Below are 14,000 nucleotides of genomic sequence, written 5' to 3' on the forward strand. Positions count from 1 at the left end.
GTCAGGCGCACGAGGTCGTGCGTCGCTGCTCGAAAAAAGGGCACGTAGCGCGAGAACCGCGCGAGACACATACGGCTCATTCCCGTTCCTGTTTCGCGAAAGGCTCGTCATGCCCATCGTCTCCGCGCACGTCGCCCACACCCTCGGCCGCCACCTCGACCACGTCTTCGGCGTGATGGGCAACGGCAACGCGTATTTCCTCGACGCCCTGCACCGCCACACCGACGCGGCCTTCACCGCGATGCGGCACGAGGCCGGCGGAGTGGTCGCCGCCGACGCGCACTATCGCGCCTCGGGGCGCATCGCCGCCGCCACCGCCACCTACGGCGCCGGCTTCACCAACACCCTCACCGCTCTGGCCGAGTCGGCCCAGGCGCGTATCCCCTTGCTCCTCGTCGTCGGCGACGAGCCCACGTCGGGCCCGCGCCCGTGGGGGGTCGACCAGGTCGCGCTCGCGTCGGCGGTCGGGGTCCGCACGTACACCGTCGGCGATCGCGACGCCTCGGCCACCGTGCTCATCGCCCTCGAGCACGCCCTGACGTACCGCGTCCCCGTCGTGCTGGCGATCCCCTATGACGTGGTCATGCGCGAAGCGGGGCCGCTGACGGATGCCGGCACCGTGACGATCCCCGCCCCCCTGCCCCCGCAGGGACCCGCGGCCTCCGCCGCACTCGACCGGATCGCCGATGCCCTCGCCGGCGCCGCGCGCCCCTTCCTGCTGGCCGGACGGGGAGCCTGGCTCGCCGACGCCGGCCCCGCGCTCGGTCGGCTCGCCGAGCTGACCGGGGCGATCACGGCATCCACCGCCCTCGGCCGCGGCATCTTCCCCGACACCGCCCACGACCTCGGCGTCACGGGGGGCTTCGGCGCCGAGGGCGCGATGGAGCTCGTGCGCGAGGCCGACGTCGCCGTGGTCTTCGGCGCGGGGCTGAACCAGTTCACGATGCGCTTCGGCGAGCTCTTCGCCCCCGGCACGCGGGTCTTCCAGGTCGACGTGGCGCCGACGGCGACGCACGCGCAGGTGGGCGGGTTCGTGCGGGCGGATGCCGCGCTGGCGGCCGACGAGATCGGGAACCGCCTGCGCTCCCGCGGCGCGGTGTCGTCGGGGTGGCGCGACCGCGTCGATGTGGCCCCGCTGCGGGAACAGGAAGCCGGCGAGGGGCTCGCCCCGGATGGCCGCCTCGACCCGCGCTCCGCCGCCGCGCGGATCGGCGAGCTGCTCCCCGAGGACCGCGTCGTGGTGTCGGACGGTGGGCACTTCCTGGGCTGGTCGAACATGTACTGGCCCGTCTCCTCACCCGACCGCGTCATGATGATCGGCACCGCATACCAGTCCATCGGTCTCGGCTTCCCCTCGGTCGCCGGGGCGATCGCGGCGCGCCCCGACACCACCGTCGTGCTGACGACCGGCGACGGCGGCGGACTCATGGCCATCGCCGACCTCGAGAGCGCGGTGCGCACGGCCGCCGGCCACGGCATCGCCGTCGTGTGGAACGACGCCGCCTACGGCGCCGAGATCAACCTGTACGGCCTCAAGGGCCTCACCCGCGAGCCGATGCTCATCCCCGAGGTCGACTTCGCAGCCGTCGCGCGCGGCTTCGGCGCCGAGGGAGTGGTGGTGCGCGAGGTCGCCGACCTCGAGGCGCTGGCCGAGTGGACCCGGCGCGACCCCGCCGAGCGGCCGTTTCTGCTGCTCGACCTGCGCATCAGCGGCACCGTGATCGCGCCGTACCAGCGCGAGATCATCCGGGTGAACTCGTGAGCATCGTCGGGCTCGCCGCTCCGGGAGGCTCCGGCGACCCCGGCGACGGCTTCGACGCGCCGAGCGGCGGCACGAGTGAGTCGCGTGGCGCTCTCGACGAGCTGCGCGCCGCCCTCGGCGAACGCCTGCTCGACGACCCCGCGAGTCTCGCCGCCTACGCCGTCGACAGCTCGCGTGCGCAGCCCGAGGGCCTGCCGATCGCCGTGGTCCGGGCGACCTCGACCGGCGACGTCTCGACCGCCCTGGCGTGGGCGCACGCCCGCGGCATCCGGGTCTCCGTCCGCGGCGCGGGCACCGGACTCTCCGGCGGGGCCGTGGCCTACGCGGGCGGGCTCGTGGTGTCGCTGGAGGCGATGGATCGGATCGTCTCGATCGACGCCGACAACCGTCTCGCCGACGTCGAGGCGGGCGTCGTCACGGCCGACCTGGATGCCGCCGCCCACGCGCACGGCCTGTTCTTCCCGCCCGATCCGGCGAGCGCGCAGTGGTCGACGATCGGCGGCAACATCGCAACCAACGCCGGGGGCCTGCGCTGCGTCGCCCACGGCGTGACCACCGACGTCGTCGCCGCCCTCGAGGTGGTGCTCGCCGACGGGCGGATCCTGCGCACCGGCGCCCGCACCCGCAAGAACACCACCGGCTACGACCTCACGAGCCTGTTCTGCGGCTCGGAGGGCACCCTCGGCGTGATCACAGCGGCGACCGTGCGCCTCAAGCCCGTGCCGCCGGGGCAGCCCCGCACCTTCCGCGCGAGCTTCGACGACATCGAAGACGCCGGCCGCGCGGTCACGGCGATCGTGTCGGGCCCCGCGGCCCCCGAGGTGCTCGAGCTGATCGACGCGCGCAGCGTCGAGATCATCGAGGCGTTCCACCCGAGCGGCCTCCCCTCCCCCGGCGCGGCCATGCTGGTCGGTCAGACCGTCGGGCTCACCGCCCTCGACGCCGCCGAGGCGATCACCGCGATCTGTCGCGCGCACGGCGCCGTCGAGACCGAGGTCTCCGACTCCGACAGCCTGCTCGAGGCCCGGCGTCTCGCCAACCCGGCGCTCACCGCGCAGGGACTGCGGGTGTCGTGCGACGTCGGCGTCCCGGTCTCGCAGCTGGCGACGGTGTTCCGCGGCATCGGCGAACTGGCACAGCGCCACGGTCGGCGCATCGCGATCGTCGCGCACGCGGGCGACGGCAACCTGCATCCGACGGTCGAGGCGGGAGACACCCCCGCCGAGTATGCCGCGGCGGAGCTGGTGATCGACGACATCACGCACCTGGCGCTCTCGCTCGGCGGCACCATCTCGGGCGAGCACGGCATCGGCTCGGTCAAGCGTCACGAGCTCCCCTGGCAGCAGGATGCCGTGGCCCTCGACGTGCAGCGCGCGGTCAAGGCCGCACTGGATCCCCGCGGCATCCTGACACCGGGGCGGGCGATCTAGCGACCGGACGCCCCGGAGCCGACCGCCCGTGGCGGACCGGCCCGCCGGAGTCGCGGGCCGCCGGTACGGTGGTGACGCATGGGGACGAGAACGCGCCTGATCGCCTCGGGCACCGCGATCGCGATGATCAGCGGCGCCGTGGTGGTGCTGTACTTCTTCCAGCCGTGGCGGAGCTGCGAGTACGAAGACACCTCCGCGGGCTGCTCGATGCTCCCGAACGACGCCGCCGCGATGGGTGTGGCGGCGATGGTCTTCGTCGTGGGGATCGTCGTTCTCGCGGCGGGCCTGCTGATGCGCCGGGTGCCCACGTGACCGAACCGCGCACCCTCGAGACGAGGGGAAGGTTGCCTCGCGTCTGGTGGATCACGGTGGTGTGCGGTGTCCTGATCATGGGCCCCGTCGTCTTGGCCGGCTCATACCTCTGGGCTCGGCACCAGTACGAGAACGGCCCCGACGTGGACGGCGTCCTCTGGCGCCAGGTGGCATCGGTCGAGGACCCCTTCGACAGGACGCTGTACTCACCGACGGCCGGCTCAGTCACGGCCCTTCTCGACGCGCTCGACGGCGACCGATGGGATGGCAGCCCGGAGGGGGCGGACGCCCTCGACTTCTCCCGACCCACTCTGGTCATCCACGACATCGAGGAGCACACGAACGCGCTCGCCTTCCGGGTCTTCCTCTCGTCGGGAGAGCGCCCCGGTCCCCCCGGCCAGCGAGCCCGGCTGCCGTGGGAGTCCTCGGCGTACTTCACCTGTTACGGAGTGACCGTGACGTTCACGGGTTCCTCCCCACCCTCCGTCGCCGGAGCCGACGAGCGCGCGTGTCCGAGCCTCCTGGTCTCACGGATGCCATCCGACTCGGTGTACATGGTTCCCTCGACCTTTTACGGATGAGGCAGATGCGCTCTCGACGCGTCGGCGGTCGCTGACGTCGCGACCCCTCGCCCACCCGTGCACGCGAATGTGCTGTGCGCGCACGATCGATCCTCATCCCTGTCGCGGGGGCGCCCCTCTTCCTACGCTCGCGTCATGCGCAGAATCCGACGGCACGAGACCCCGGTCCTGCCGTCGGGCGCGCGGGTCGAGGTCGCACGGGCCGAAGTCGTACGGGTCGAAGTCGCACGGGTCGAGGGCGCGCGATGACGATCGAGCTCCTGACGCACGGGGCCGCCCTCTTCTGCTCGGGGATCGCTGCGTGCTGCGCGAGGTCGGGTCCCCCGGCGGAGCGTCGAGAGCGGGTCGCCACGTCGGCGCTCATGACCGCCGCGATGATCGATTCCGCCGTCCTGCGCGTGGTCCCGCCGATCGTCTGGGCGGCCGTCCTCCTCGGCGTCGCCCTCGTCGTGAGCGCGGGGCGCCGGCTGCACTCGGGGCGCGGCGGTCACGGCATCCACACCCCCGCGGGTCTCGTCGTCATGGCCGCCCTGATCGCGTCGACCACGCACGGCGACCCGGGCGCCGCCCCCACCGCCGCCCACGCCCACGGCGGGATGGCGGTCGGCTCCGCGACCCTGACGTGGCTCTGCGTGGCACTCGCGGTCGTGCACGTCGCCGCCTCAGCGCACCGGGCGCTGAGCGCGTCCCGCGCGGATCGCGCGCACCATGCCGCGATGGGTGGATCGACCGCGCTGATGGCCCTGGCGGTGCTGCTGTGAGCCGCACCCTGCGCGATCCGGCGACCGTTCCCCCGCACCCGCACGACGAACGGCCCCGCCGCGGCTGTCCGCGACGAGGCCGTTCGATTCCCGGGTCAGACGCGCGAGAGCCCGCGGATCGGGCTGACCTCCTGCTCGGCCTCGTGGTCGGGGCCGAGGGGGATGCCGCTGCGGTCGCGCAGCAGCAGCGTCGCGACGAGGCCCAGCACCGCCATGATCGCGAGGTACACCGTCACCGACACGGTCGTGCCCGTGGCATCCACCAGCGCGGTCGCGATGGTCGGGGCGAACGCTCCGCCGAGGATGGCGCCGAGGGCGTAGGCGATCGAGACACCCGAGAAGCGGATGGATGCCGGGAACAGCTCGGCGTACAGCGCGGCCTGGGGGCCGTAGGTCAGGCCGAGGCCGACCGTCAGCAGCATGAGGCCGACCGTCAGCAGCACGATGCTGCCGGAGTTGACGAGCGGGAACAGCGCCACGATCGCCACGAGCATCGAGACCCATCCGATGATGTACGTGTTGCGGCGGCCGATCTTGTCGCCCAGCCACCCACCGAGCCACGTGAAGATGAGCCAGGTCACCGCCGACAGGGTCACGGCGCCGAGCACGTCGGCGGTCGCGAGACCGAGGGGGCCGTCGGGGTTGGTCGCGTAGCGCTGGATGTACCCACCGGTGGTCATGTAGCCCACGGCGTTGTTGCCGGCGAAGACGAACGCGGCGATGACCACGAGCAGCGAGTGCTTGCGGAACAGCTGCACGATCGGCATGCGGGTCTGCTCCTTGCGCTCGGCGAGTTCGACGAACACCGGGCTCTCCTCGACCTTCCGGCGCACGTAGTAGCCGACGAGGATCAGCACGAACGACAGCAGGAACGGCACGCGCCATCCCCACGCGAAGAAGGCGTCGCCGGGGGCGATCAGGGCCATCAGCCCGAGCATGCCGCTCGCGAGCAGCAGGCCGAGGGGCACGCCGAGCTGCGGCGAGGCGCCGAACAGGCTGCGCTTGGTCTTGGGGGCGTGCTCGACGGCCATGAGCACCGCGCCACCCCACTCGCCACCGGCCGAGATGCCCTGCAGCACGCGCAGCAGGATCAGCAGCACGGGGGCGGCGACGCCGATCACCTCGTAGGTGGGCAGCACGCCGATGAGCGTGGTCGAGGCGCCCATCATGATCAGGGTCAGCATCAGCACGACTCGGCGACCGTACTTGTCGCCGAGGTGGCCGGCGAGGAAGGCGCCGAGGGGCCGGAACAGGAAGCTCAGACCCACGGTGAGGAACGCCAGGATCTGCGCGATGCCGGGGCCGGCGGGTGCGAAGAACAGCTGGCCGAAGACCAGGCCCGCGGCCGAGGCGTAGAGGAAGAAGTCGTACCACTCGACGGTGGTGCCGACAACGGTGGCGAAGACCACGCGGCGGCGGTCCTTCGTGGTGGAGATCGTGCCGGTGGGCGTGAAGCCCGGCGGCTGAGAGCGGGACATGGGGACTCCTTCGAGACGTCATCGTCGGGCCCCGGGACGTCGTCGTCGGTGACGAGGCGTGGTGTTGCTGGGGCGTTCGTCATCGTATACGATTTCGGATACGACGCAAGGGAGCTCCATGAACGACACCGCTGACCCCCGGTTCACCGCCCTCGGCGGCCGCCCGGGAAAGATCGTGGCCGTCCACCTCTCGTACGCCTCCCGCGCTGACCAGCGCGGCCGCCGCCCGGCCGCCCCGTCGTACTTCTTCAAGCCGTCGAGCTCGCTCGCGGCCTCCGGATCCGAGATCGTGCGCCCCGCCGGCACCGAACTGCTCGCCTTCGAGGGCGAGATCGCGCTCGTGATCGGCGAGCCCGCCCGATGGGTGACTCCGGATGCCGCATGGGCGCACGTGGCATCCGTCACCGCCGCGAACGACTTCGGTCTGTACGACCTGCGCGCGAACGACAAGGGATCGAACGTCCGCTCCAAGGGCGGCGACGGCTACACCCCGCTCGGTCCCGCGCTGATCGACGCCCGCGACGTCGATCCCGCCGCCCTACGCCTGCGCACCTGGGTCGATGGCGAGCTCGTGCAAGACGACTCGACCGCGGGCCTGCTGTTCCCCCTCGCCCAGATCGTCGCCGACCTGTCGCAGCACTTCACCCTCGAAACGGGCGACGTCATCCTCACCGGCACCCCCGCGGGGTCGTCGGTGGTCACGCCGGGCCAGGTCGTGGAGGTGCAGGTGGATGCCGGCCCCCTCTCCACCGGCCGGCTCCGCACCGCGGTGGTCCAGGGCGACCGCGCCTTCGACGCCGCCCTCGGCTCCCTGCCCGCGGTGGACGACACCCAGCGCACCGAGGCGTGGGGGTCGGCCGAGGCCGCCGGGCTCGTCCCCGCCGCCCCCGTCCTCACCGCCGCCCTCCGCGACAAGCTCTCGCGCGTTCCCGTCGCGGCCCTCAGCGGACAGCTGCGCAAGCGCGGCCTCAACGACGTCACGATCGACGGCGTCCACGCGCTGACCCCGGGCAGCCGGTTCGTCGGCACGGCCCGCACCCTGCGCTTCGTCCCCCACCGCGAAGACCTCTTCGCCTCGCACGGCGGCGGCCAGAACGCCCAGAAGCGCGCGTTCGACGCGGTGGAAGAGGGCGAGGTCATCGTCATCGAAGCGCGCGGAGAGACCGGATCCGGCACTCTCGGCGACATCCTCGCGATCCGCGCGCACGCCCGCAAGGCCGCCGCGATCGTCACCGACGGCGGCGTCCGCGACGCCGAGGCCGTGGCCGCGGTCGGCATCCCCGTGTTCACCGCCGGCCCTCACCCCGCGGTCCTCGGCCGCCGGCACGTGCCGTGGGAGACCGACGTCGCCGTCGGCTGCGGCGGCACCACCGTCGAGCCCGGCGACATCCTCGTCGGCGACGGCGACGGCGTCATCGTCGTCCCTCCCGCCCTCGCCGAAGAAGTGGTCGACGCCGCCCTCGCGCAAGAGGCCGAAGATGCGTGGGTCGCCCAGCAGGTGGCATCCGGTCATCCCGTAAACGGGCTCTTCCCGATGAACGCCGAATGGCGCGCGCGCTACGAGAGCGAGGGACGCTCATGAGAGACGTCACGACCCCGGCGACGAAGAGCAAGTCGCAGCAGGCCTACCAGTGGATCAAGCAGCGCATCGCGTCTCAGGAGTTCACCCCCGGCTACCGCCTGGTCCTCGGCTCGATCGCCGGCGAGCTCGACATGAGCGTCGTGCCGGTGCGCGAGGCCATCCGTCAGCTCGAGGCCGAGGGCCTGGTGATGTTCGAGCGCAACGTCGGCGCCCGCGTCTCGATGGTCGACGACACCGCGTACCGCTTCAGCATGCAGGCGCTGAGCCTGCTCGAGGGGGCGGCGACCGCCCTGTCGGCCCGGGCGCTCACCACCGACGACGTGCGTCGCGCGCGGCAGGTGAACGAGCTCATGGTCGAGACCCTCGAGCACTTCGATCCCCGCGCCTTCACCGCGTTGAACCAGGAGTTCCACGCCATCCTGTTCGAGAAATGCGCCAACCCGCGCATGCTCGAGCTGGTGCAGGCCGAGTGGGCGCGGCTCGGGCACCTGCGCGACTCGACGTTCAGTTTCGTGCCCGGACGCGCCGCCGAATCGGTGCGGGAGCACGAGAACATCCTCGTTCTCATCGAGACCGGCGCCCCGCTCGCCGAGATCGAGAAGGCGTCGCGGCGCCATCGCTCGGCCACCCTCGACGCGTACATGATCCACGAGCACCCCGACCAGGTGCTCGGCCTTCCCGCTTTCTGATTCCGGATGCCACCGGCATCCGCCCCTCCAACGAAGGAGCATCCATGACCCGCCGCATCCCGGCCGACCTGCCCGAGCGCATCCAGCACTACATCGGGGGCGCCTTCGTCGACTCGGTCGACGGCGACACCTTCGACGTGCTCGACCCGGTGACGAACCAGGCCTACGTCTCGGCCGCCGCCGGCAAGAAGGCCGACATCGACCTCGCCGTCGCCGCCGCCCGCACGGCCTTCACCGAGGGACCGTGGCCGCGCATGCTGCCCCGCGAGCGTTCGCGCGTGCTGCACCGCATCGCCGACCTCGTCGAGTCGCGCGACGAGCGCCTCGCCGAGCTCGAGAGCTTCGACTCGGGCCTGCCCATCACCCAGGCCCTCGGCCAGGCGCGGCGGGCGGCCGAGAACTTCCGCTTCTTCGCCGACCTGATCGTGGCGCAGACCGACGACGCGTTCAAGGTGCCCGGTCGCCAGCTCAACTACGTCAACCGCAAGCCGATCGGCGTCGCGGGGCTCATCACCCCGTGGAACACCCCGTTCATGCTCGAGTCCTGGAAGCTGGGCCCCGCCCTCGCGACCGGCAACACCGTGGTGCTCAAGCCCGCGGAGTTCACGCCCCTGTCAGCGTCGCTGTGGGCTGGGATCTTCGAGGAGGCGGGCCTTCCCGAGGGCGTGTTCAACCTCGTCAACGGACTCGGCGAAGACGCCGGCGATGCGCTCGTGAAGCACCCCGACGTGCCGCTCATCTCGTTCACCGGCGAGAGCAGCACCGGGCAGCTGATCTTCGCCAACGCCGCCCCCTTCCTCAAGGGCCTGTCGATGGAGCTCGGCGGCAAGAGCCCCGCGATCGTCTTCGCCGACGCCGACCTCGACGCCGCCATCGACGCCACGATCTTCGGCGTCTTCTCGCTCAACGGCGAGCGCTGCACCGCGGGCAGCCGCATCCTCGTCGAGCGCTCCGTGTACGACGAGTTCGTCGAGCGGTACGCCGCGCAGGCCGACCGGGTGACCGTCGGCTACCCCGACGATCCCGCGACCGAGGTCGGGGCGCTGGTGCACCCCGAGCACTACGCCAAGGTCATGTCGTACGTCGAGCTCGGCAAGACCGAGGGGCGTCTGGTCGCCGGCGGCGGCCGCCCCGAGGGCTTCGACGAGGGCAACTTCGTGCGCCCCACGGTGTTCGCCGACGTGGCCCCCGATGCGCGCGTCTTCCAGGAGGAGATCTTCGGCCCGGTCGTGGCGATCACGCCCTTCGACACCGATGCCGAGGCTCTCGCGCTCGCGAACGACACCCGCTACGGACTGGCCGCCTACGTGTGGACGAACGACCTCAAGCGCGCGCACCTGTTCGCGCAGAACGTCGAGGCGGGCATGGTGTGGCTCAACAGCAACAACGTGCGCGACCTCCGCACCCCCTTCGGCGGGGTGAAGGCCTCGGGACTCGGGCACGAGGGCGGCTACCGCTCGATCGACTTCTACACCGACCAGCAGGCCGTTCACATCACGCTCGGCGGTGCCCACAACCCCACCTTCGGCAAGGCGCACTGACCCCGCCCCGCCCCATCCCCCACTCGTCATACGCAAGGACGCGCACCATGGCAAAGCACACCGAAGAACAGAAGACCTCCTCGGGGTTCTGGGTGACCCAGGAAGCCCCCATCGTCTCCGAGAACCCCATCCCCACGCCCTCCTCCCCCGCGCCCGACATCCTGCGGTGCGCCTACATGGAGCTCGTGGTCACCGACCTCGCGGCATCCCGGGTCTTCTACGTCGACGTGCTGGGCCTGCACGTCACCGAAGAAGACGACGAGGCGATCTACCTGCGCTCGACCGAGGAGTTCATCCACCACAACCTGGTGCTGCGGCGGGGCGAGGTCGCCGCGGTCGCCGCGTTCTCGTACCGCGTGCGCTCGTCCGACGACCTCGACGCGGCCGTCGCCTTCTACGAGGAGCTCGGCTGCGACGTACGCCGGGAGCCCGGCGGCTTCACGAAGGGCATCGGCGACTCGGTGCGGGTCGTCGACCCGCTCGGCTTCCCCTACGAGTTCTTCTTCGACACCGAGCACCAGGAACGCCTCTCGTGGCGCTACGACCTGCACTCCCCCGGCGAGCTCGTGCGCCTCGACCACTTCAACCAGATCACCCCCGACGTGCCCCGCGCGGTGAACTTCATGCAGTCGCTCGGCTTCCGCGTGACCGAGGACATCCAAGACGAAGAGGGCGTCGTCTACGCGGCCTGGATGCGCCGCAAGCCCACCGTGCACGACACCGCCATGACCGGCGGCGACGGCCCTCGTATGCACCACGTGTGCTTCGCGACGCACGAGAAGCACAACATCCTCGCCATCTGCGACAAGCTCGGGGCCCTCCGCCGATCGGATGCCATCGAGCGCGGCCCCGGCCGCCACGGCGTCTCGAACGCGTTCTACCTGTACCTGCGCGACCCCGACGGTCACCGCGTCGAGATCTACACGCAGGACTACTACACCGGCGACCCCGACAACCCCGTCATCACGTGGGACGTGCACGACAACCAGCGCCGCGACTGGTGGGGGAACCCCGTCGTGCCGTCGTGGTACACCGAGGGCTCGCTCGTGCTCGACCTCGACGGCCGCCCGCAGCCGGTCCGCGCCCGCGAGGACTCGTCCGAGATGGCCGTGACGATCGGCGCCGACGGCTTCAGCTACACCCGCGCGCCCGAGGACACGGCATCCGCAGCCCCCTCCGCCGAGTTCAAGCTCGGCAACCAGCTGTAGCCCGCCGGGCATGTCCCACTTCGTGCAGAAATCACCGCCGAACGTCGCACCAAGTGGGACACGCACCGCCCGCCGCACGCCTCCCCGCCAGGCATGTCCCACTTCGTGCGGAAATCGCGGCAGAAGCTCGCACGAAATGGGACACGCACCGTCCGACCGTGCCCCATCGACAGGAGACAGCATGCTCACCGACGCACAGATCGACGCCATCGCGGCCGAGCTCGCCGAGGCCGATCGCGCCCACGCGGTCATCCCGCGCATCACGGCGAGGTACCCGGATGCCACGGTCGACGACTCGTATCGGATCCAGGGCCGCTGGCGCGATACGCAGATCGCCGCGGGGCGCACGCTCGTGGGGCGCAAGATCGGCCTGACCTCCAAAGCGATGCAGCAGGCGACGGGCATCACCGAGCCCGACTACGGCGTGATGTTCGACGACACCGTCTACCGCTCCGGCGCGCAGATCCCCGTCGACCACTTCTCGAACGTGCGCATCGAGGTGGAGCTCGCCTTCGTGCTGAAGGCGCCGCTCGAAGGCCCCGACTGCACGCTCGACGACGCCCTCGCCGCGATCGACTACGCCGTGCCCGCGCTCGAGGTGCTCAATTCGCACATCGAGCTCGAGGGCCGCACGATCGTCGACACGATCAGCGACAACGCCGCGTACGGCGCGATGGTGCTCGGCGACGTGCACAGACGCCCCGACGAGATCGACCTGCGCTGGGTCCCCGGCGTGCTGAGCCGCAACGGCGAGATCGAAGAGACGGGGGTCGCCGCCGGCGTCCTCGGTCACCCGGCGACCGGCGTCGCGTGGCTCGCCAACAAGTTCCACCAGCACGGCGCGCGCCTGGAGGCGGGCGAGATCATCCTGGCAGGATCGTTCACGCGCCCGATGTGGGTGTCGCGCGGCGACGACGTGCTGTGCGATTACGGACCGATGGGAACGATCTCGTGCCGCTTCGTCTGACCCCCACCTTCCGGGCCGCGTTGACGGCATCCGATCGTCCGCTCGCCGGCATGTGGCTCTGCACGGGCAATCCCGTCGTCGCCGAGGTGGCCGCCGGCTCCGGCCTCGACTGGCTGCTCATCGACATGGAGCACTCGGCGACGTCGATCGAGCAGGTGCTCGTGCAGCTGCAGGTCGTCGCCGCCTACCCCATCACCCCCGTGGTGCGCGTGCCCGCGAACGACGTCGTCACCATCAAGCGCGTCCTCGACGTGGGCGCGCAGAACCTCATCGTGCCCATGGTCTCGTCGGCCGACGAGGCCCGGGCCGCCGTCGCGGCGACCCGGTATCCGCCGCAGGGCGTGCGCGGAGTGGGCAGCGCCCTGGCCCGCAGCGCCCGCTGGAACCGCATCGACGGCTACCTCGCCGAGGCCGCCGAGCACGTGTCGCTGACGGTGCAGATCGAGACCACCGCGGGTGTCGCCGCCGCGGCCGAGATCGCCGCCGTCGAGGGGGTGGATGCCGTCTTCGTCGGTCCCTCCGACCTGTCGGCGTCCCTGGGGCTCCTGGGGCAGCAGTCGCACCCCGACGTCGTGGCGGCGGTGCACGCGGTGTTCGCCGCGGCACGGGATGCCGGAACCCCGGTCGGCGTGAACGCCTTCGACCCGGCGGTGGCCGAGGCCTACCTCGACGCGGGCGCCGACTTCGTCGCGGTGGGGGCCGATGTGGCGCTGCTGGCGCGGGCGTCGGAAGCCCTGGCCGCGCGCTTCGTCAGCGCGCGCGGGGGTCTGCGCGAGAGCTACTGAGCGCGCGCCGTCCCCAGCGCCGCCAGCTCCGCGCGCGTGGAGACGCCGGCCTTTCGCAGCAGGTTCGACACGTGGAACTTCGCCGTGTTCTCGCTGATCCCCAGACGTTCGGCGATCGCGCGGTTGCGCGACCCCGCGACGACCAGGCTGAGCACCTCGCTCTCGCGGGGGCTGAGGTCGACGGCCTCGTCGAGGAAGTCGGGCCGCGGCGGCGGATCGAGCGGCAGCACGACCGACAGCTCGGAGCCCCATCCGGGCGTCGACGCGACGTCGAACGCCCCGTTGAGGGCGCTCACCCGCTCGACGATCGGTCCGAGCGAATCGTCGTGGGCGGTGAGCGTGCCCGCGCCGTCGTCGCGGATGCCGATCAGCAGGTTGAGTCCGTCGCAGTCCCACTGGATGCGCACGCGGTGGGGCGTCCCCCGGTCGAGCAGGGCCAGCACGGCGCTGCGCACGATGGCCCGCGCCTCGTGGGCGACCTCGCCGGGCAGGGCGCGTCCGGTTGCGGGCGGCTCGACGAACTGCACGTCGAGGTCGCCGTGTCGCACGAGCGGGCGCAGGTCGGTGCGCAGCCGCGCGAACGCGCCGGTCACGGGTTCGAGCAGGGCGCTGCGCTGCTGGTCGGTCGAGGTGCGCAGAACGACGAGGGCGGCGGCCGCGGTCTCGACGGCCAGGGCACGGGCGGCGCGATCGTCGAGCCGCGCCGACCGCAGGATCGCCAGGATCGACTCGAGGGTCACCGCGTGACGGTCGGCCTGTTCGGCGACGATGCGTTCGTGTTCGATGACGAGCGCGCGCGACGCGGTCGACGACAGTTCGGGTGACTCACTCACGCGCCTAACCTAGCCCACCGACAGGCACCTACCCGTTCGGGTAGGTAGACCCGTGCCATCGACCGGCGACG

13 protein-coding genes are annotated in these 14,000 nt (G+C 71.7%); 11 read left to right on the top strand and 2 right to left on the bottom strand.

Going from position 1 to position 14,000, the window contains the following annotated elements:
- Positions 1–109 precede the first annotated feature (109 nt).
- The 5 genes from BJP65_RS05135 (at position 110) to BJP65_RS05155 (ending at position 4,846) form a co-directional block, all read left to right on the top strand.
- Positions 110–1,762 carry a thiamine pyrophosphate-binding protein gene (locus tag BJP65_RS05135; RefSeq protein ID WP_070408430.1) on the top strand — a complete coding sequence of 551 codons (1,653 nt, stop codon included), beginning with the start codon at positions 110–112 and terminating at the stop codon, positions 1,760–1,762.
- Entirely contained in the window at positions 1,759–3,192 is a 1,434-nt protein-coding gene (locus tag BJP65_RS05140; protein ID WP_258027527.1) for an FAD-binding oxidoreductase, read from the top strand. Before BJP65_RS05135 ends, BJP65_RS05140 begins: the two co-directional genes overlap by 4 nt.
- A 78-nt stretch (positions 3,193–3,270) precedes the next feature.
- Complete coding sequence (locus BJP65_RS05145; RefSeq protein ID WP_070408431.1) at positions 3,271–3,504, top strand: hypothetical protein; 234 nt, start codon at positions 3,271–3,273, stop codon at positions 3,502–3,504.
- 32 nt (positions 3,505–3,536) lie between these two features.
- Positions 3,537–4,085: a hypothetical protein gene (locus BJP65_RS05150; protein ID WP_156784815.1), complete on the top strand. Its 549-nt coding sequence runs from the start codon at positions 3,537–3,539 to the stop codon at positions 4,083–4,085.
- Positions 4,086–4,330: 245 nt separating this feature from the next.
- Positions 4,331–4,846, top strand: a complete 516-nt coding sequence (locus BJP65_RS05155; protein WP_070408433.1) for a hypothetical protein — start codon at positions 4,331–4,333, stop codon at positions 4,844–4,846.
- 95 nt (positions 4,847–4,941) lie between these two features.
- Here the strand turns inward: BJP65_RS05155 and BJP65_RS05160 are convergent, their stop codons facing one another.
- Positions 4,942–6,324 carry an MFS transporter gene (locus tag BJP65_RS05160; protein WP_070408434.1) on the bottom strand — a complete coding sequence of 461 codons (1,383 nt, stop codon included), beginning with the start codon at positions 6,322–6,324 and terminating at the stop codon, positions 4,942–4,944.
- 118 nt (positions 6,325–6,442) lie between these two features.
- Here BJP65_RS05160 and BJP65_RS05165 point away from each other — a divergent pair, with 118 nt between their 5' ends.
- The 6 genes from BJP65_RS05165 to BJP65_RS05190 all read left to right on the top strand — a co-directional run bounded on the left by BJP65_RS05165 (position 6,443) and on the right by BJP65_RS05190 (position 13,096).
- Positions 6,443–7,906 carry a fumarylacetoacetate hydrolase family protein gene (locus tag BJP65_RS05165; protein ID WP_070408435.1) on the top strand — a complete coding sequence of 488 codons (1,464 nt, stop codon included), beginning with the start codon at positions 6,443–6,445 and terminating at the stop codon, positions 7,904–7,906.
- The gene (locus BJP65_RS05170) at positions 7,903–8,595 is read left to right on the top strand and encodes a GntR family transcriptional regulator (RefSeq protein ID WP_055834282.1); all 693 of its coding nucleotides are present in this window, start codon (positions 7,903–7,905) and stop codon (positions 8,593–8,595) included. Before BJP65_RS05165 ends, BJP65_RS05170 begins: the two co-directional genes overlap by 4 nt.
- A gap of 44 nt (positions 8,596–8,639) precedes the next feature.
- Complete coding sequence (gene hpaE / locus BJP65_RS05175; protein ID WP_070408436.1) at positions 8,640–10,136, top strand: 5-carboxymethyl-2-hydroxymuconate semialdehyde dehydrogenase; 1,497 nt, start codon at positions 8,640–8,642, stop codon at positions 10,134–10,136.
- Positions 10,137–10,183: 47 nt separating this feature from the next.
- On the top strand, positions 10,184–11,344 hold the full coding sequence (hpaD, locus tag BJP65_RS05180) for a 3,4-dihydroxyphenylacetate 2,3-dioxygenase (RefSeq protein WP_070408437.1): 1,161 nt from the start codon (positions 10,184–10,186) through the stop codon (positions 11,342–11,344).
- 181 nt (positions 11,345–11,525) lie between these two features.
- Complete coding sequence (locus BJP65_RS05185; protein ID WP_070408438.1) at positions 11,526–12,311, top strand: fumarylacetoacetate hydrolase family protein; 786 nt, start codon at positions 11,526–11,528, stop codon at positions 12,309–12,311.
- Complete coding sequence (locus tag BJP65_RS05190) at positions 12,296–13,096, top strand: aldolase/citrate lyase family protein (protein WP_070408439.1); 801 nt, start codon at positions 12,296–12,298, stop codon at positions 13,094–13,096. Before BJP65_RS05185 ends, BJP65_RS05190 begins: the two co-directional genes overlap by 16 nt.
- On the opposite strand, the gene BJP65_RS05195 is transcribed toward BJP65_RS05190, so the two are convergent.
- Complete coding sequence (locus BJP65_RS05195; protein WP_055936443.1) at positions 13,090–13,929, bottom strand: helix-turn-helix transcriptional regulator; 840 nt, start codon at positions 13,927–13,929, stop codon at positions 13,090–13,092. The genes BJP65_RS05190 and BJP65_RS05195 overlap by 7 nt on opposite strands.
- Positions 13,930–14,000: the final 71 nt, after the last annotated feature.

The sequence above is a fragment of the Microbacterium sp. BH-3-3-3 genome, assembly GCF_001792815.1.
GTDB lineage: Bacteria > Actinomycetota > Actinomycetes > Actinomycetales > Microbacteriaceae > Microbacterium.